General features: G+C 54.3%; 18 protein-coding genes and 3 pseudogenes. 12 read left to right on the forward strand and 9 right to left on the reverse strand.

The features are described 5' to 3' along the window. A pseudogene (locus ONV78_RS30610) lies at positions 1-191 on the forward strand (IS256 family transposase); the annotation flags it as partial. Positions 192-502: 311 nt separating this feature from the next. After that, positions 503-798, forward strand: a pseudogene (locus ONV78_RS30615) (transposase); the annotation flags it as partial. 3 nt (positions 799-801) lie between these two features. On the opposite strand, the pseudogene ONV78_RS30620 reads toward ONV78_RS30615, so the two are convergent. Beyond that, positions 802-1,549, reverse strand: a pseudogene (locus ONV78_RS30620) (IS3 family transposase); the annotation flags it as partial. 275 nt (positions 1,550-1,824) lie between these two features. Here ONV78_RS30620 and ONV78_RS30625 point away from each other — a divergent pair. From ONV78_RS30625 to ONV78_RS30645, 5 genes are all read left to right on the forward strand, one after another. Continuing rightward, positions 1,825-2,403 (forward strand): phosphoribosyltransferase family protein, encoded by a 579-nt coding sequence (locus ONV78_RS30625; RefSeq protein WP_279508390.1) that lies wholly within the window; start codon positions 1,825-1,827, stop codon positions 2,401-2,403. Positions 2,404-2,530: 127 nt separating this feature from the next. After that, positions 2,531-3,307, forward strand: coding sequence for an ATP-grasp domain-containing protein (locus ONV78_RS30630; RefSeq protein ID WP_279508391.1), 777 nt, complete (start codon positions 2,531-2,533; stop codon positions 3,305-3,307). A gap of 110 nt (positions 3,308-3,417) precedes the next feature. Next, a complete protein-coding gene (locus tag ONV78_RS30635; RefSeq protein WP_279508393.1) occupies positions 3,418-4,560 on the forward strand; it encodes a ferredoxin reductase in 1,143 nt (380 codons plus the stop codon). A gap of 35 nt (positions 4,561-4,595) precedes the next feature. Beyond that, on the forward strand, positions 4,596-5,762 hold the full coding sequence (locus ONV78_RS30640; protein ID WP_279508394.1) for an acyl-CoA desaturase: 1,167 nt from the start codon (positions 4,596-4,598) through the stop codon (positions 5,760-5,762). A gap of 127 nt (positions 5,763-5,889) precedes the next feature. Next, positions 5,890-6,225, forward strand: a complete 336-nt coding sequence (locus ONV78_RS30645; protein WP_279508395.1) for a hypothetical protein — start codon at positions 5,890-5,892, stop codon at positions 6,223-6,225. 3 nt (positions 6,226-6,228) lie between these two features. On the opposite strand, the gene ONV78_RS30650 is transcribed toward ONV78_RS30645, so the two are convergent. The 5 genes from ONV78_RS30650 to ONV78_RS30670 form a co-directional block, all read right to left on the reverse strand. After that, positions 6,229-6,462 (reverse strand): FeoC-like transcriptional regulator, encoded by a 234-nt coding sequence (locus ONV78_RS30650; protein ID WP_216738402.1) that lies wholly within the window; start codon positions 6,460-6,462, stop codon positions 6,229-6,231. Further along, complete coding sequence (gene feoB, locus ONV78_RS30655) at positions 6,459-8,795, reverse strand: Fe(2+) transporter permease subunit FeoB (protein ID WP_279508396.1); 2,337 nt, start codon at positions 8,793-8,795, stop codon at positions 6,459-6,461. The genes ONV78_RS30650 and feoB overlap by 4 nt, the downstream gene beginning before the upstream one ends. Positions 8,796-8,860: 65 nt before the next feature. Then, positions 8,861-9,097 (reverse strand): FeoA family protein, encoded by a 237-nt coding sequence (locus ONV78_RS30660; protein WP_216738404.1) that lies wholly within the window; start codon positions 9,095-9,097, stop codon positions 8,861-8,863. 15 nt (positions 9,098-9,112) lie between these two features. Further along, complete coding sequence (locus ONV78_RS30665; RefSeq protein WP_216738405.1) at positions 9,113-9,376, reverse strand: FeoA family protein; 264 nt, start codon at positions 9,374-9,376, stop codon at positions 9,113-9,115. A 132-nt stretch (positions 9,377-9,508) separates the two neighbouring features. Continuing rightward, entirely contained in the window at positions 9,509-10,399 is an 891-nt protein-coding gene (locus ONV78_RS30670; RefSeq protein ID WP_279508398.1) for a LysR family transcriptional regulator, read from the reverse strand. 109 nt (positions 10,400-10,508) lie between these two features. On the opposite strand from ONV78_RS30670, the gene ONV78_RS30675 reads away from it, so the two are divergent. Further along, positions 10,509-11,081 carry an isochorismatase family protein gene (locus ONV78_RS30675; RefSeq protein ID WP_279508399.1) on the forward strand — a complete coding sequence of 191 codons (573 nt, stop codon included), beginning with the start codon at positions 10,509-10,511 and terminating at the stop codon, positions 11,079-11,081. A gap of 91 nt (positions 11,082-11,172) precedes the next feature. Here the strand turns inward: ONV78_RS30675 and ONV78_RS30680 are convergent, their stop codons facing one another. Further along, on the reverse strand, positions 11,173-11,868 hold the full coding sequence (locus tag ONV78_RS30680) for a hypothetical protein (RefSeq protein WP_279508400.1): 696 nt from the start codon (positions 11,866-11,868) through the stop codon (positions 11,173-11,175). Between the two features lie 36 nt (positions 11,869-11,904). Then, complete coding sequence (locus tag ONV78_RS30685; RefSeq protein WP_279508401.1) at positions 11,905-12,567, reverse strand: hypothetical protein; 663 nt, start codon at positions 12,565-12,567, stop codon at positions 11,905-11,907. Positions 12,568-12,927: 360 nt separating this feature from the next. On the opposite strand from ONV78_RS30685, the gene ONV78_RS30690 reads away from it, so the two are divergent. From ONV78_RS30690 to ONV78_RS30705, 4 genes are all read left to right on the forward strand, one after another. Continuing rightward, positions 12,928-13,287, forward strand: coding sequence for a VOC family protein (locus tag ONV78_RS30690; RefSeq protein WP_216738410.1), 360 nt, complete (start codon positions 12,928-12,930; stop codon positions 13,285-13,287). 22 nt (positions 13,288-13,309) lie between these two features. Further along, complete coding sequence (locus tag ONV78_RS30695) at positions 13,310-13,786, forward strand: NUDIX hydrolase (protein WP_279508402.1); 477 nt, start codon at positions 13,310-13,312, stop codon at positions 13,784-13,786. Positions 13,787-13,868: 82 nt separating this feature from the next. Then, on the forward strand, positions 13,869-14,339 hold the full coding sequence (locus ONV78_RS30700; protein WP_279508403.1) for an NUDIX hydrolase: 471 nt from the start codon (positions 13,869-13,871) through the stop codon (positions 14,337-14,339). 6 nt (positions 14,340-14,345) lie between these two features. Continuing rightward, positions 14,346-14,783, forward strand: a complete 438-nt coding sequence (locus ONV78_RS30705; RefSeq protein ID WP_279508404.1) for a hypothetical protein — start codon at positions 14,346-14,348, stop codon at positions 14,781-14,783. A gap of 595 nt (positions 14,784-15,378) precedes the next feature. Here ONV78_RS30705 and ONV78_RS30710 read toward each other — a convergent pair. Further along, positions 15,379-16,056: a hypothetical protein gene (locus tag ONV78_RS30710; protein WP_279508405.1), complete on the reverse strand. Its 678-nt coding sequence runs from the start codon at positions 16,054-16,056 to the stop codon at positions 15,379-15,381. Positions 16,057-16,207 lie beyond the last annotated feature (151 nt).

Consider the following 16,207-nt stretch of genomic DNA (forward strand, 5'->3'; position numbering starts at 1 on the left):
CCCTTAACAGCGTCATTAGAAAGGTGATCAAGAAGCGGAAACTGTTCCCCACAGATGATTCCGCGAGGAAAGTGGTATATCTGGCGATCATGGATGCATCGAAGAAATGGACGATGCCGATCAGGAATTGGAAGTCAGCGCTGAACCGATTTATGATCGAGTTCGAAGATCGCTTGACTGAGTATCTCTAACAACCAGGCAGATACACAGAATTATTTACAGGGTCATGACTACTGATATTAAGGGTGACAAACGTCGCTAGAACAAGCAGATAGACAGTAATCAGCGGCCGCATCAGGCCCCGGATAGCGTCTACAAACCACATCCCATAAGTTTGGCTCTGCTCTTTAAGCCCGTCCTTGAACGCAGTAGTCTCCGCGATATCTCGGTTTATTCTCTCTTCCGAATCTGCTCGCAGAATATGTTTTTCAGCCTGATCTGCACCCCACTTTTTAATCCATTCTGAACTTAGTAATGTTCATCACCAGAGAGGAAGATGAACATGAAAAAACGATTCAATGACGAGCAGATAATAGCTGTTCTGAAGGAAGCCGAAGCTGGCCTTCCTATTAAAGAACTCCGCCGGAAGCACAACATTTCAGATGCGACTTTCTATACCTGACGCAAGAAGTGCGGAGGCCTTGAGGTTTTCGAAGCCTGACGCTTGATAGTCTTGGAAGAAGAAAATGTCAAGCTCAAGAACTTACCGGCGGAATCCATGCTGATTGGTGAAGCCCTTAAGGCTACATTAAATCAAAAGTACTGACCGTCGAGGATCGGCGCAAGGCCCTGCGCATCTTTCATTCGCGAACTCATCGCCCAACCTATGACTTTACGGCTGAACAGGTCCAGCACGACGGCTAGATACAGCCAACCTTCTTCCGTCCACAAATAGGTGATGTCGCCCGCCCATTTTTGATTTATCTCCGTTGCATTAAAGTCCTGCTGAAGAAGGTTTTCCGCCACAGGCAGGCTATGTCTGGAGTGAGTGGTGGCCTTAAACTTTCTGGCGGCTTTCGCTCTCAAGCCCAAGCGTTGCATGCTCCTGGCCACCGTTTTACGGTTAGCCAGAACTCCTTGTTGCGCCAAGTCTTTGGTCAGCCGGGGCGCCCCATTACGCTTTTTAGCTTTATCAAAATCGGCTCCAACCTGGATGTCCAGGGATTGCTGACGCTGTCGTCGCAGAGAAGGGGGTTGCTGTCGATGGAGCCAAACGTAGTAGCCGCTTCTTGAGACCTGAAGCGCTCTCGCCATGCAAGTGATGCGGAAAAGGCCTGTGTGAGAGTGCATAAAGGCGTACCTCACTTCACGCTTTTGGCGAAGTACGCCGCCGCTTTTTTTAACACGGCAAGCTCTTCCGCCTGTTCAGCCAACTGACGCTTCAGGCGGGCGCTTTACTGCGCCAATTGTAAAGTTGTGACTCGTGCAGACCCAATTGCTTTGCGGCGGCGCTCACACCGATGCGTTGAGCTAACGCCAGGGCTTCCGCCTTGTACTCGTCGGAATAACGTTGGCGAGATTTGGAGTTTGATGTTTTCTGTTTGGTCATAGTTCACCTCTGTAGCGTAGTGTACTCGCTTAACAGGGTGTCTATCATTGGTGGGTAAGATCACGCTGCCAAGTGTCCCTGAGTGAATAGGGACGTTAACGGGAAGGCCGCGCGACTTGCGTGAACGTCGCTCAACCCCTGGCATTTTCCCGAAAACAGGATTTATTATGTTGAGTTCTCCGAAATTTCCTGTATTTTATGCAACCTTTTTTCCGGCCTAACGTCTTCCTCAGATGGTTCGCCGGGCTTCCACCGGCTTATTCGGGAGTTAATTTGTGGAAAAGACTTTCATCAGCGCTCAACAGCTATTAGACGATTCCTTCAAACTGGGCCTGAAAATTTACGAGAGCGGCTATCGACCTAACTACATCGTCGGCGTGTGGCGCGGCGGCGCTCCGGTCGGCATCGCGGTGCAGGAACTGCTCGATTTTCTGGGCGTGGAGTCGGACCACATCGCTATCCGTACCTCTTCCTACACTGGCATCGGCGAAAGAAGTCGTCATGTTACCGTTCATGGCCTGAACTACATGGTTAAGCGCGTCAATGCGGAAGACTCTGTTCTGATCGTGGATGATGTGTACGACACCGGCTTGAGCGTACAGCAGGTGGTGACGGATCTGAAAGCGGCCTGCCGTAAGAATACGCCGGACATCAAAATTGCGACGCCATACTTTAAGCCGTCCAACAACAAAACCGACAAAGTGCCTGACTACTTCGTACATGAGACGGACCAATGGTTGGTTTTCCCCCACGAATTGCACGGCCTGACTACGGAAGAAATTCTGGAGCACAAGCCAGAGCTGGCGGTCATTCACGATAAGCTGCTGAAGCTGCGTGAGGGCGAAAACGATTAATTCGACAGGCAAATAGTGTCATTCTATCTATTTGTTAGAAAAACTCAGGCGCTCGCCTCTTTGATTGCGTCAGCCCGGTGATTAAACAATAAACCGGGCTGCTCGCCGGCTCACTGGACTTGTCCTTATGAGACTTCTTTTCCCCTCCCATCCTCTTCACTCTCAGCAACCAGATGATTCCTATCTGGAAGAATTTACGGCGTTTCGTCAGGTTGGCGTGAGTTGTTCCGTTGTTGATATTGATGCGTTGGACAACGGTCTGTGTGATGTACGCCCTGCAATAGGGGCGGGTGAGCCGGTGCTTTATCGGGGTTGGATGCTTGCTCCTGAGCGTTACCGCCAGCTGACTCAGTTGATTGAGGGAACAGGCGGGAGGCCGATAACGTCTTTTGAAAATTACCTGCGCTGTCATCATTTACCGGGCTGGTATGAAGCCTGTCGGCCCTTTACGGCGGAAACCCGATTCTTCTCGGACGACGATGAGCTGCTACACAAGGTCTCCTGTTTGGGCTGGGAAAGCTTTTTTGTAAAAGACTTCGTGAAATCCAACTCGACCGGGCAGGGTTCTATTGCACGCTCGCCGGAGGAAGTGGTTGAGATCGTGAGTCAGATCCGCTCTCATCGCGGCGGCATAGAAGGCGGCGTAGCGCTGCGGCGGGTGGAGGACTACGACGAAGCTTCGGAGCAGAGGTACTTTGTCCTCAATGGCGTCGCCTATTCTTCCCATGGCGAGCCTCCTGCGCTATGTCGGGAAATAGCGCGTCGCATTGATGCGCCGTTTTATTCCATAGATCTGGCGCTTCGCCAGGACGGGGTCATGCGCTTGGTGGAGATTGGCGACGGTCAGGTATCGGACAGAAAGAACTGGCCATTGGACGTTTTTGCGAAGATGTTGGCACAGTAGTCATAATCAGATTCGTGTCACATTCTCACGTTTATTTGTGAACAACTGTATATTAAATCGTTTCGGCGTCGGTATACTCAGCCAGACCTCCTCTTCATATGGACGCCGCCATGACATGGATTCCCCGTCGTCTCCCCACTGCGCCGAGTATCGGCTTTGCGCGTGACATAGCCTCTACTTGGCTATCCGGACTTTTCAAAGCTGAGTTGACTGAGTTTTATATTTCTCATTTATCTCCCCTATGGTCCGGGCGTCAGGTTAAGGCGCGGGTCATTGATATTGTCAGAGAGAGCGCTGACTGTAAGTCTTTTATCCTGCAACCGAACAGCTTGTGGAAAGGGTTTCGCCCGGGTCAGTTCGTGATGGTGACGATTGAAATAGACGGAGTGCGCCAGCAGCGATGCTACAGCCTGTCTTCGGATTGGCGTGATTCGCAGCGCATTCGCATCACTGTCAAAGAGAAAAAAGACGGCCATGTTTCCACCTGGTTGCACAGGAATCTGCAGAAGCAGGATGTGCTGTTGCTGAGCCAGGCTCAGGGAGAATTCACGGCGCCGACGTCACTGTCTGAGTCGCTGTTACTGATCGCCGCTGGCAGCGGCATTACGCCGATTCGAGCCATGTTGTATGAGCTTGAAGAACGCTCTCGGAACCTGGTGCTCATTTACTACGCCCGCACTCAGGATGAACTGATTTTTGCGGAGGAAATTCGCACCGCCGCTGCGCGGAGCCCCGACCTGACGGTCCATATCTGTTATACGGCGGGCGGGGGAGACTTTCACACGCAGGGAGGGCGCTTTCATCCCGATCAACTTAAACATCTGGTTCCTGATTACCGTGAACGACGGACGCTGGTATGCGGTCCTGAAGGATTAATGCAGCGACTGCGGCAGCATTGGCGCGAAGAGGGCATCGAAGCGCGTATCTGCTTCGAAGACTTCACCGGGGCATTTAGCGGTTTAATCAAACCGGAGCAAACGGCGCCCGAGCAGACTGCATCCCATCGGGTGATCTTTGAGCGCTCCGCCTGCGCCGTCGACGCTGACGGTCGGCAGAGCCTGCTGGATGTGGCTGAATCCGCTGGATTGCACCCTCACTGTGGTTGCCGGATGGGAATCTGTCATAGCTGTACAGCCAGAAAACGGTCCGGCGTGGTTCGTAATCTGCTCACCGGCAAAGCCTCCAGCGGCGGTAGTGAAGAAATCCAGTTGTGTATTTGCGTTCCCATAACCGATGTCTCTCTTGAAGTGTGATATCTGATGATTCAGTACGAACAAGGAGATTTGTTATGCGCGATTCCCTCAGTCGGGCGTTAACGCCTGCGGAACTGGCGTCCTTTGAGAAAGAGCTGGACGACTTGCGCCAGCAAGTCATTGACGATCTGGGGCAACGGGATGTGGACCATATCCGCGGTGTGATCAATGCGGTCAGGTATTCAGAGCTGGCCGGACGGGTTTTGCTGCATGTCAGCTTTACGCCGCTGGGCGTGGTCGCCGGCGTGGCCTGCCTGTCGCTCTCCAAAATTCTGGAGAACATGGAGGTCGGGCACAACCTGATGCATGGTCAGTACGACTGGACCCATGATCCCGCCTTGAACTCAAAACGTTATGAATGGGATCTCGTATGCGCCAGCGACGCTTGGCGGCACTACCATAACTATGAGCATCATACGTTCACCAATATCCTCGGCAAAGACCGCGACTTTGGTTACACCATCACCCGCCTGACCGCAGAGCAGCCCTGGCGGCCCATTTACCTGCTACAGCCCGTTTACAACGTGGCGCAGGCGCTGACTTTCGAATGGGGCGTGGCGTTGTTCGGACTGGAGCTGGAGCGCGCGGTGACTGGAAAAATGAGCAGACAGGAGCTGGTGGGCCGGTTAAAGCCTTTTCTGCGTAAAGCGGGCAGGCAACTCGGCAAAGATTATGTGCTGTTTCCTGCCTTGGCGGGCATTGGCGCGCCCAAAGTGTTGGCGGGTAATCTGGCGGCGAACGTCATACGCAACGTCTGGGCCTACGCGATTATTTCCTGCGGGCATTTTACAGCGGACACCCGGGTTTATACCGAGGAGGAAACCCGTAATGAGAGCCGGGGACAGTGGTATCTGCGGCAACTGCACGGTTCCGGTAACATTGAGGGCAGTCGTCGCTTTTACCTGTTGAGCGGCCATCTCAGTCATCAGATTGAGCATCACCTGTTCCCGGATATTCCCGCCCATCGTTATCAGGAAATCGCTCCCAAAGTCAGAGCCATCTGCGACAAATACGGGCAACACTACAATACCGGACCTTTTCTGCGACAGTTCGGCTCGGTGCTTAAACGTATCGTGAAATATTCGCTGCCGATAAAAAGCGCCAGGGGTGATACGCCACAATCAGCGCCGCCGCCAGCTTTGAAAACAAAGAGCATCGTGGCGCGCCGGACAGAACGCGACAAGAAACTGGCGATAGCCTGAGTAAGGTAAAGCGTTCGAGAACGTGCGTCAGGGTTGAATTGATTATAATAGTGCGTTATCAATCAAGCCTTTGAACAAGATCAGGAATCCCTGGTCAACATTCGGTCCCTACACAGAAGTAAGTGATATGTTAGAAAAAATAGATTCCCAGACCCTGGATGCGTTATTGGGCCGGGTTCGTACCTGTGCGCAAGATATGATGGAAGATTTTGGCGAAGAAGTCAGGGAGCTGGTTGCTGATGCGGGCAACGAGAGATCCGGCGCTATCCAGGCGGAGGAATGCATTAGTAATTGTTGGGATATTTATGTTTGTGGGGAGATTCAGGACTGGGTTGACGAGGCCATGGAAGTCCGGGAAGGGGATGAGGAAAGTGAGTACCTGGATTCCTTGCATGAAGAGGTTCAAGAGCACTTCACCAAATCCTGTTATGAAGCGCTCGGCATGATGCATTTATATTACTGATACTTACTGAACGCGCGGCGTTTCCTTCCACACGTAAATTTCAATATCTCCAGGGTCGCATTGGGTGCAGCCGCTACAGGGCGTACCCTGGGGCAGCTTTTCCACCCGGCCTTTGGCGATCCACTTATCAAGCATCCCCCGCAATGCGTCCGGCTCCGTGTTGAAACGGTGGGCCATATCTTTGAGCGCGGCCCGTTTGTGGGTTTGCAGGTAGTCGCGTATTTCTGACAGGATCATTGGGGCACCGCCGGCGTCGGACTTTGCCTGTCGCCCAAGTACCTTAGCGCCGCCAGGGCGGCAATCAGGCTCGCCAGCATGATGCCGATAACGGTGAGTGCGTGCGCAGGTTGACGGCTGAGCGTGGCGGCTTGATAGAACACCGTGGCGACGACGTAGGCGACGCCTGTTGTCCAGCCAGCGATAAACAGCGTCCAGTTCAGGTTGGTTTCACGATAGACTGCGGCCAATGTGGCGGCGCAGGGCATGTACAGCAGAATGAACAGCAGATAAGCGAAAGCGCCCGCCGCGCCGTCGAATTTCGCCGCCATGGCGCCGAACGTGCCCGTGTCCACGGCTTGTTCCTGGGCGGCGCTTTCTACATCCAGACCCAATGGATCGCTCCAGGAACCCAGCGCGTCAGCGAGGTTGGCGGGAATGGTGGCGAAGGAAGCCATCACACTTTCCAGTAAGTTGAATTCGGGATCTGGCTCCAGTTCTTCGCCAGCGGCTTGCGCTTCTATTCTCGCCAGGTCGCTGTACAACGAGTCCAATGTGCCGACGACGGCTTCTTTCGCCAGTACGCCTGTAAAGATGCCCACCGCGGCGGGCCAGTTATCTTCGCGCAGTCCCATGGGCGCAAATGCGGGAGCGATGACGCCGCCGATTTCGCTCAGCAGGGACTTATTACTGTTTTCATTGCCGTAGGAGCCGTCTGTGCCCACGGAGTTCAGCACGTTGAGGGCCAGCACCATTGGTACGATTACTTTGCCGGCGCGGAACATGAAGCCCCGGGTGCGCTCCCAGGTGCGAATGCCAACGCCTTTCAGCGTGGGAATATGGTAAGGCGGCAGCTCCATAATGAAGGGCGTGGCCTGCCCCTGCAGCAGGGTGGTTTTCATTACCAGACCGGTGAGCACCGCGATGGCGACGCCAATAATGTAGAGCCCGAAAACAACGTTTTGTCCGCCGATGGGAAAGAACGCGGCGGCGAACAGAGCGTACACGGACAAACGTGCGCCGCAGGACATAAAGGGCGCCATGATGATGGTCATGATGCGGTCCCGCTGTTTCTCCATGGTGCGGGTGGCCATGACCGCCGGCACGTTGCAGCCGAAACCGACAATCAGCGGTACGAAGGCCTTGCCGGGAAGACCGATGGCGCGCATGGCGCGATCCATGACGAATGCGGCGCGGGCCATGTAGCCGGAATCCTCCAGCGCCGACAAAAACAGATATAGAAAGCCGATGATCGGAATAAAGGTGGCCACCACCTGCACGCCGCCGCCCATGCCGTCCGCCAGCAGCAGACGCAGCCACTGCGGCGCTCCCAGTGAGGTCAGCAGCGCGCCGAACCCGTCCACGAACAATGCGCCAGTGAATTGATCAAAGAAATCGATGAACGCGCCGCCGATATTGATGGTGAACATGAACATCAAATACATGGCGAACAGAAATATGGGAATGCCCAGCATCCGGTTCAGGACCACGCGGTCGATTTTGTCGGATATGCTGCGCTGCACTTCATGGTTGCGTTTGACGCTGGCGCTGGCTACCTGATTGACGAAGCCGTAGCGGGCGTCCGCCAGACAGATATCGATGTCGTCCTCCAGCTGTCGCACCACGTCCTCTTGCAGTTCCTCTACGCTGGCGCGGAGTGTCGAGTCCGCCAGTTTCAGGGCGGAGGCGTCTCCTTCCAGCATTCGCGTCGCCAGCCAGCGCGGATCGCATTTGCCCTCGGCGTGCGCGGCCAGCATGGGAGTCAGGCTGTCCAGCGCTTTGGCGACAGGGGAGGGATAGGTGATGACGGCATGGGAAATATGCTTGCGACGCGCGGCGTCCAGAATCGCCGCCTTCAGTTGCGGCAGCCCAGCGCCGGAAGCAGCCACAATAGGGACGACAGGGCAGTCCAGCAGGTTGGCGAGCTTGTCGTGAGCCACCGCATGGCCGCGCTCTTCCGCCACATCCATCATGTTCAACGCCGTCAGCAAGGGCGTCTTCATTTCCAGCAGTTGGCAGGTGAGGTAGAGATTGCGCTCCAGGTTGGAGGCGTCGACGATATTGATGATGAGGTCCGCTTCACGCTCGGCGACGAAATCTCTGGCGATTTGCTCATCCAGGGAAACATCTTCTTCGCAGACATCGAGGGAATAGGTGCCAGGCAGGTCGATCAGTTCAAAGTCCACGCCCTGAAATGAAAAGCGGCCGCTTTTGCGCTCCACAGTGACGCCAGGCCAGTTGCCCACCCGTTGCTTGGAGCCGGTCAGTGCGTTGAATAAGGTGGTTTTGCCGCAGTTGGGGTTGCCTACCACTGCGATGACGTATTTTTCCGTGTTGTGCTCCGGACTGGCCATGATCGACTTACTCTCTCCAATAAAACTGCTTGGGATCGGGCTGATTGCGTGTATTTCAGAGGACGCTAGATTTTCTCAATAAGAAGACTGCCTGCTTCGTCTTTACGCAGGCTGAGGCGAAACCCGCGCACCAGAATTTCCACTGGATCGCCCATCGGGGCGTAGCGGGTGACGCTGAATTCGACGCCGGGGGTCAACCCCATGGATAACAGTTTGCGGCGATAGCTTTTGCCGCCTTCGCCGAAGCCCATGACGCGGCCTTGATCGCCGACTTTAAGATCTTTCAGACTGACGCTGCTCATTCTTGGGAAGGCTCCTCAATGACTGCTGGTTGTGGCGCACGCGCGCACCACCATGATTTTTTGCGCCATGCCGGCGCCCAGCGCCAGACGCGTATCGGCGCGCACGACCACCAGATCAGCGCCCTTGCGGTGCAGCACAGTTAACTCGCAGCCCACATTGAGCCCCAGAGAAGTTAAACGCATTTCCAGGTTTTTGCCCCCGCGTAACAGGTGAACTTTCACTCTTTCGCTCTCTTGCGCCAACGCCAGAGGGAAAGGCTTCTGTTCGAACGTGCTCATACGACCGCCTTTAAATGAAAGTGAGATTGAGAAACCTTCTTATTATTAACGCTATTACTGAGTGAATCCAGTAGACCTTGGGGGAATCTGACTCAGATCAAGGGCATGTGGGACCAGAAACCCGGGATGGATTTAAATGGAGGTGAAGCGGTCGGCCAGATAATCGATAAAGGCTTTGGCGCAGGCGGTTTGCAAACGGGATGACGTGACCGCCTGCACCGGCAGACGGGGGACAGTCCAGTCCATCAGTATGGGGATTAAGCGTCCTTCGGCCAGCGCGTCGCGGGCCAGGACTGTGGCGAGGCTGGCGACGCCGAACCCGCGTTCCGCCAGCACGCGCATCAGGCTGACATTGTTGACCGCGAACCGACCTTTAACCGCAACCTCTACGGTTTCGTCGGCGCGCTGCAGACGCCAGACCGCCTGAGCCTGCGCGCCAATGATGATGCAATCGCGCTCGTTGAGCTGATCGGGATGGGAAGGCGCGGATTGACGTTGCAGGTAAGTCGGGGAGGCGAACAGGCCTTGCTCGATCCAGCCAATGCGTCGGCTTACCAGGTTCTGATCCTTCACCACGCCGAGCCGAATCGCTACATCGATCTGCTCGCTGGCCAGGTCGCGATGCTGCGGAGACAGGTCGATTTCGAAGTCGATGCCCGGATAGCGGCGAGCGAATTCCGGCAGTAAAGGCGCGATATAGTGCACGCCCAGGTCTACCGGCATGGACAGTCGCAGCGTGCCTTGCGGACGCTTGGCTTCCTCAAACAAGGCTTCCTGCGCATTGAAAGCCTCGTCCACCAGACGTTCGCAGCGTTCAAAGTAACGGCGCGCCGCCTCCGTCAGCTCTACACGGCGAGTGGTGCGGGTGAACAGGCTGATGCCTGACTCACGCTCCAGCGCGCGGATACGTCGGGACAGGGTGGCTGTCGACAACCCCAGATTCTCCGCGGCGCGGCTGAAGCTGCGGGTGCGCGCCACCTCCACAAACAGGGCGACATTTTGCAAGGCGGACAGGTCTTTCATGGTGGCTAGTTATTGTTGCAAATATGAAAAAGAGAATAGCAATGGCGGCCATTATCTTTCAAATAGATCAATGTAGTATCTCACTGACTCCACTAACGAGGTAACTGAGATGCAGCGCTTCAACATTGACGACACCGCTATGATTTTGATCGATCACCAGACCGGCACTAACACCTGGGCCTCCACGACCCCCCTGGAGCTGCTGCGACGCAATGTGATCATTCTGGCGTCATTCGCCCAGGGCGTGGGCATGCCGTTGGTGCTCACCTCCAGTCAGGAAAGCAATGTCGACGTGCAGGGCCCTCTGATGCCTGAACTGGAAGCCATCGCCCCGGATGCATTCGCGGCGCGCATCAAACGCATTGGCGTAGTGAACGCCTGGGATGATCCTGCGTTCGCGGAAGCCTGTCGCCGCACAGGCAAGCGCAATTTCGTGATGGCCGGGGTGACCACGGACGTGTGCATGGTGTCTCCCGCCATCAGCGCGGTGGAGGAAGGCTTTAACGTACAGGTCGTATGTGACGCATGCGGCTCAACCAACCAGATTGCCGAAGAGATGTCCTGGCGTCGCATGGAGCGCGCGGGTGTGCGTCTGACCAGCACCAACGCCGTGGTGGCGGAGCTGGTGCGCAACTGGGCGTCGGCGGCGGGCGAAGTGGCGTTTCCGTTGCTGCTCGGCTAGTTCGCGCAACGGAGCGGAATCTCTCAGCAGATCGGCGTTTGGCGGGCCGTTCTGCTTTTTCTGCGTCAGGCTCACGCAATTGCGTGTTGGCTCAATAAGGCGCAAACACGATATAGCTGCTGGCGCTGGCGTAGAACACCGAGTAGGTGAAAATGGCGAAGGAAGGCGTCTCATAGTCGCCGCTGGTGAAGCACAGGCAGGTCATGTTGTCTTCGCCGTAGTCGCAGGTGGGAATCAGGGCGGACGCCACGCCGTCAATAATCGCCTTCTGTATATACCAGCGGTTGCCGCCGCCCATGGCGTAGTAAAGCGTCACATCGATATGCCGGTTGGCGTCGCCAATCAAAAAGCTGATGGCGGCGCTGTCTTCATTGGGTTCGAATTCTTCGTTGGATGAAATCTCCCAGGTGGAGGATTCGCCCGATCCCAATGGCGAAGGGATTTTGTCGATGTACACGCCGCCGCCGAACGTGTTGACGTCATAAGCCACCAGCGGCATGGCGCTGAGATTTCTCACATCGAATACGACGAGGTCTTCGCTGCCTTTGTCGCCTAGTCCCAGTCCCGCCACTCCGGCGATAGCGCCGACCACGCTGGCGGTGGCCCCCAGTTTATCCCAGCCGCTGGCGCCGCCTTCTATGTCCCGGGACAGGGAGGAGCTGGTGAAACTGCTCAAATAGTATTTGTGGAAGGAGCTGACCGCCTGCTGCCCGGTTCCGTGGCCTTGGGTGATGGAGAAGGAGCCGTTGGTCGTGGTGTAGTTCAGGTTTGCGTCCTTGATGTCCATGGGGGATTCCTTGTGTTGGTTGGGATGATGGGAGGCTCACACGTAATCCGAGAAAAACAGCGAGACTTTGCCTTTATGTTGGTCCGCTCCCATGTCGCTGAGGCTGAAAGAGGTGTAGTCGTCTTTACCGGCGAAACCCAGGTAGGCGCGTCTGTAGCCATCCTCGTTGAACCAGAGATCGCGGCCGTCGATATAAAAGTGGTTCAAGCGCCACACGCCGGAGCTGCGCAACTCAATGGTGGTATGCACGTCCACGCAGTTGCTGGCGTTGGAGCCGATCATAAAGGTGAACTCGTAATGGGACTTACCGGGTTGAAAGCCTGAGGTTTTTGCTTTGATCGACCCGGTTTCCCCTGGCACTAACGGTCGCACCGCCTGTTGAAAACCGAAGTTGTCGGATTTGCTTTGAAACGGCGCGATGGTGTAGCTGGAGTGATTAATGATCTCCAGCTCGAATTCATTGACGGCGCCCTTCTTCTTCAACCCGATGATTGACGACATTGTGCCGACAGTGGTGGCGATCGCGCCGACTGCGCCCCACATGCTCAGGGTTTCGGCGTAGGACTGGGTGGGCGTAAGGTTGTCCGCGTAACTTTCCATTTCTCTGATGAGTTGAAGCGCCGCATCTTTGCCTTTTTTGACGTAGACATCGCCATGTTCCGTAATGAGGGTGGGGGATGAGCCTGATTCGTTCGCCATATCATTAAGTCCTTTTATCAGTATGTTGATGAGCGCCAGTCAGCGCTTGGCGTTTCGTCCGCGCAAAAATTCGCACTGGCGCCAATGTACGGCCGCAAACAGCCACTATAGAACGCGGCTGCGGCATGGAAACAGGGGATGTTTTAAGGAGGGAGGAATCCCTAGGCGTTTAATGGTCGCACAGCTGTTTTGTCTGGGCGCGAATGACGGAACGCGTCGGTGAGGATGCACGGAGCCTATGAGTGAAATGTGGATATAAGGTTATGATTTAAATGCAAAAAGTGTACACTGACTGCGCTTGTCACAGCGCCGCGCGCCGGCGACTTCAGCCCCCCGTTACTAGCTGCAAGAGGAAACCCCATGGAAGACATCGTGGAAATAAAGGCATTCGTGCCGGCAAAAGACTATGAGCAATCCAAAGCTTTCTACCGGGATATCGGCTTTACCCAGGCTTCCGATGGCGGCGGCGTTGCTTATTTCCATCATGGGAATAGCAGCTTTTTACTGCAGGACTTTTACCGTAAGGAACACGCTGAAAACTTCATGATGCATGTTCTGGTCAAAGATATTCACGCCTGGCGGAAGAAGGTAGTGGAGTCGGGCGTAGTGGAGAAATACAAGGTTCGTCTTTCGGAGGTGGTGGAGCAGCCCTGGGGCATGCTGGATTTTACCCTGACGGACCCCAGCGGCGTTCTGTGGCGGTTTGGAGAAAATATTTAGATCGGTTTTCAAGGAGTAAACCATGTTGAAGTTTGATGTTGGCGACAATCGCTTTAATTTCCGCAGCGCCGCGGTGATTATCCACCAGGATCATGTGTTGCTGCACAAAGCGGTGCAGGATAATTTCTGGACGTTGCCGGGCGGCCGCGTGGAGTTTTTCGAATTCTCCAGCGACACCGTGGTCCGTGAGGTGGAAGAAGAGCTGGGTATGTCGGCGCGCGTGATTCGCCCACTGTGGTATGTCGAGAATTTTTTCCAATATCACCAGACGCGTTTCCACGAAATCGCCACGCTGTATCTCACCGAACTGGCCGATCCTGACGCCATTCCTTTTAACGAGGATGTTCCCGGCGCGGAGGAGGATGTCGACCTTATCTTCCGCTGGTTCAAAATCAGCGAACTTGAGGCTTTCGAAGTCGCTCCCTATTTCCTCAAAACACGACTACGCTCACTGCCTGAAGGCGTTGAGTTTCTGACTTTGGATGAAATCGGAAGCTGATATTGGCTCCCCAACGTTTTCGCTCATGCGCCTGCTAGTGAGCGAAAGCGCGCTGGGATCAGCATATGAGAGGAGAGGGACGTTGAAATTCGAGAGTGGCGATAAGCGATTCAAATTTCGCAGCGTGGCGGTGATTATCCACAATGACCACGTCTTGCTGCATAAAGTCGTCAAAGGCGACTTCTGGGCGCTGCCGGGCGGTAAAGTGGAATTCTTCGAATTCTCCCACACCACCCTCATCCGCGAACTGGAGGAAGAACTCGGCGTCGCCGCCAACATCCTCCGACCGCTCTGGTTCGTGGAAGACTTCTACGCCCGCGGCGGCGTCAAAAGCCACGAAATCGCCACCTACTACCTGACTACACTGCAAAACCCCAACACCATCCCTTTCGGCCAGGACATCAGAGGACTAGAGCAAGACGTCGACATCGTATTTCGCTGGATCAAACTGGCGGACGTCGCCTCACTAAATCTATGGCCGCAATTTCTCAAAGAACGATTGACGGCGCTGCCGCAGGAAGTTGAGTTCATCCACATCAACGAATTGAAGTAAGCGTTTATGAATGAAATACAGCCGTTGAATATCGCCCCTGAACATGACATTGATTGCCAGCCTATGCTGTATACATTGAAGGGTGAGTTTGAAAAAACTGTATTGCTGATGCGTTTTTCTGGCACCTACGGATATGGATGTAAGGGCAATACCGACGCCAGATACATGACCGCAATGACCCATGCCGCCATTGCCTTTGCTGATCCAGACGCGCTGGTGTTTGACTTTGCACAGCTCACATATGAGTGGGGAGATGCGATGGCGGGCGTCATCGCTGCGGGTTGTGAGCGGGAATTAGAGGCGTTAGTGATTGCCGGCGAAATGTCCCAAGAGGGCCTTATATCACTCGTAGACTCTGAAATGATGATGGAGCCGAGCGAGGTCGTTTTCACATCATTGGAGAGCGCGAATGAGCGGCTTAAACATCTCTTGAACGCGCGTTAGGTTTTCCTGAGCCTGTCGAAAGACCTCCCCGGGCGGCAAAGGGCAAAGTTGTGCTGTTCCTTCAGAGCACTCAATGGAGACTAGGTTTCCCGTATGTGGATTAACGCTCTGGAAAGCCCTTCGACAGGCTCAGGGCGAACGGGGGGAATGAGAGCTGGGAGGTTTTGGATACGACTAGTCGGCGATTGGGCTTTCGTCTTTCAGAGGCATTAATAACACTCAGTGTTCCAGGTGCGCAGCTTTGTCTCTGAGCCATGCCATAACCGTCCAGCCTCCCGTCCTGTGACCCAGAAAAGTCAACTTCCAATCATCTCCCCCCAATTGGCCCCTCCATCGTTCGCCCTGAGCTTGTCGAAGGGCCTCCCCGGGCGACTAAAGGGCGAAGTTGTCCCGCTATTTTCGTATTGAGCCAGGGTACTCAATGGAGGCTAGGATTAACCATTTATGGATTAACGCTCTGGAAAGCCCTTCGACAAGCTCAGGGCGAACGGGGGAAATGAGAGCAGGGAGGTTTCGGATACGATATTTGGTAGCAGAGTACCTGCTGAAAATTTCGTAACGTGTACTCTGGAGCCTTGGCGTTAGTCCTTGATTTTCACCTGCCAAAAAACTTCCACCATGGCTTACTTTTACTTCTTTTCGGGCCTTCAAATGCAGGTAGGTCCTTTAAAGAGTTATCAAATTCAATATCGTCGAAAATCTCTTTCAAATATTCTCTAGTTCTTGATAAAGGGTGTTCGGGGAATTTTTCATCGTACTTGGGGTGATCGGCTCTATTCGCCATGAAGTCTGCTTTATAGTTCGCGTCATACGGGTCCGCTTCCCAACCGATTAACTTTCCGGTTTCCTCATCTGCTTCTTTGCAGTCCTCAATCAGCAAAACAGCACACTCTCTCATCCCTGTTATCCCTGACTCTACAGCTTGGACTTTGATTACGTATGAGCAATTGGCGAATGGGAGTGTATAAGAGCCCAAAAACGCAAACCCTGTTGGATCCATTCTTATTTTGTATAAGGTTTTAACCGCCCTTAATCCTTTTAAGTTCTCCAGCTCTATTTCAAGAGGGGCCAGGCCATTGGCTTCGGCCACTGAGCGATAGAATCCTCTCAGACTGCCTATATCGTCTAATTCAGCCCCTATGTCGGGAACCATCGGGTAATAATTTACGGATAAGATATCTCCGAATTCGTTGCTCCACAGAGCCACTCCATTGCTTTCATCCGCTTCGTGAAAGCTCCACCTGTCACTGAATTTGAATACATCTTGTATCATGCTGCTTCCCATTTCCGAGTGCTTTTAGCGTAGTCGCTATCGTCCTGCAATTATCCACAGTCTGGCGGAGTAATAAATCTGTTAATCCTCTCATTACAGTAGAGCAGAGGGCTGAAGAGTCGAAGGTTTCGGGTGACTCAATAAAAAAAGG

This window comes from Hahella sp. CR1 (assembly GCF_029813005.1).
In the GTDB taxonomy this organism is placed as follows: Bacteria; Pseudomonadota; Gammaproteobacteria; order Pseudomonadales; family Oleiphilaceae; genus Hahella.

What these genes read in the sequence shown, in the direction of transcription:
- ONV78_RS30695 (WP_279508402.1), top strand. Translation starts at nt 13,310, where the DNA reads ATGTTGAAGTTTGATGTTGGCGACAATCGCTTTAATTTCCGCAGCGCC.
- ONV78_RS30650 (WP_216738402.1), bottom strand. Translation starts at nt 6,462, where the DNA reads ATGATCCTGTCAGAAATACGCGACTACCTGCAAACCCACAAACGGGCC.
- ONV78_RS30680 (WP_279508400.1), bottom strand. Translation starts at nt 11,868, where the DNA reads ATGGACATCAAGGACGCAAACCTGAACTACACCACGACCAACGGCTCC.
- ONV78_RS30640 (WP_279508394.1), top strand. Translation starts at nt 4,596, where the DNA reads ATGCGCGATTCCCTCAGTCGGGCGTTAACGCCTGCGGAACTGGCGTCC.
- ONV78_RS30690 (WP_216738410.1), top strand. Translation starts at nt 12,928, where the DNA reads ATGGAAGACATCGTGGAAATAAAGGCATTCGTGCCGGCAAAAGACTAT.
- ONV78_RS30710 (WP_279508405.1), bottom strand. Translation starts at nt 16,056, where the DNA reads ATGATACAAGATGTATTCAAATTCAGTGACAGGTGGAGCTTTCACGAA.
- ONV78_RS30685 (WP_279508401.1), bottom strand. Translation starts at nt 12,567, where the DNA reads ATGGCGAACGAATCAGGCTCATCCCCCACCCTCATTACGGAACATGGC.
- ONV78_RS30630 (WP_279508391.1), top strand. Translation starts at nt 2,531, where the DNA reads ATGAGACTTCTTTTCCCCTCCCATCCTCTTCACTCTCAGCAACCAGAT.
- ONV78_RS30675 (WP_279508399.1), top strand. Translation starts at nt 10,509, where the DNA reads ATGCAGCGCTTCAACATTGACGACACCGCTATGATTTTGATCGATCAC.
- ONV78_RS30645 (WP_279508395.1), top strand. Translation starts at nt 5,890, where the DNA reads ATGTTAGAAAAAATAGATTCCCAGACCCTGGATGCGTTATTGGGCCGG.
- ONV78_RS30670 (WP_279508398.1), bottom strand. Translation starts at nt 10,399, where the DNA reads ATGAAAGACCTGTCCGCCTTGCAAAATGTCGCCCTGTTTGTGGAGGTG.
- ONV78_RS30635 (WP_279508393.1), top strand. Translation starts at nt 3,418, where the DNA reads ATGACATGGATTCCCCGTCGTCTCCCCACTGCGCCGAGTATCGGCTTT.
- ONV78_RS30705 (WP_279508404.1), top strand. Translation starts at nt 14,346, where the DNA reads ATGAATGAAATACAGCCGTTGAATATCGCCCCTGAACATGACATTGAT.
- ONV78_RS30660 (WP_216738404.1), bottom strand. Translation starts at nt 9,097, where the DNA reads ATGAGCAGCGTCAGTCTGAAAGATCTTAAAGTCGGCGATCAAGGCCGC.
- feoB (WP_279508396.1), bottom strand. Translation starts at nt 8,795, where the DNA reads ATGGCCAGTCCGGAGCACAACACGGAAAAATACGTCATCGCAGTGGTA.
- ONV78_RS30665 (WP_216738405.1), bottom strand. Translation starts at nt 9,376, where the DNA reads ATGAGCACGTTCGAACAGAAGCCTTTCCCTCTGGCGTTGGCGCAAGAG.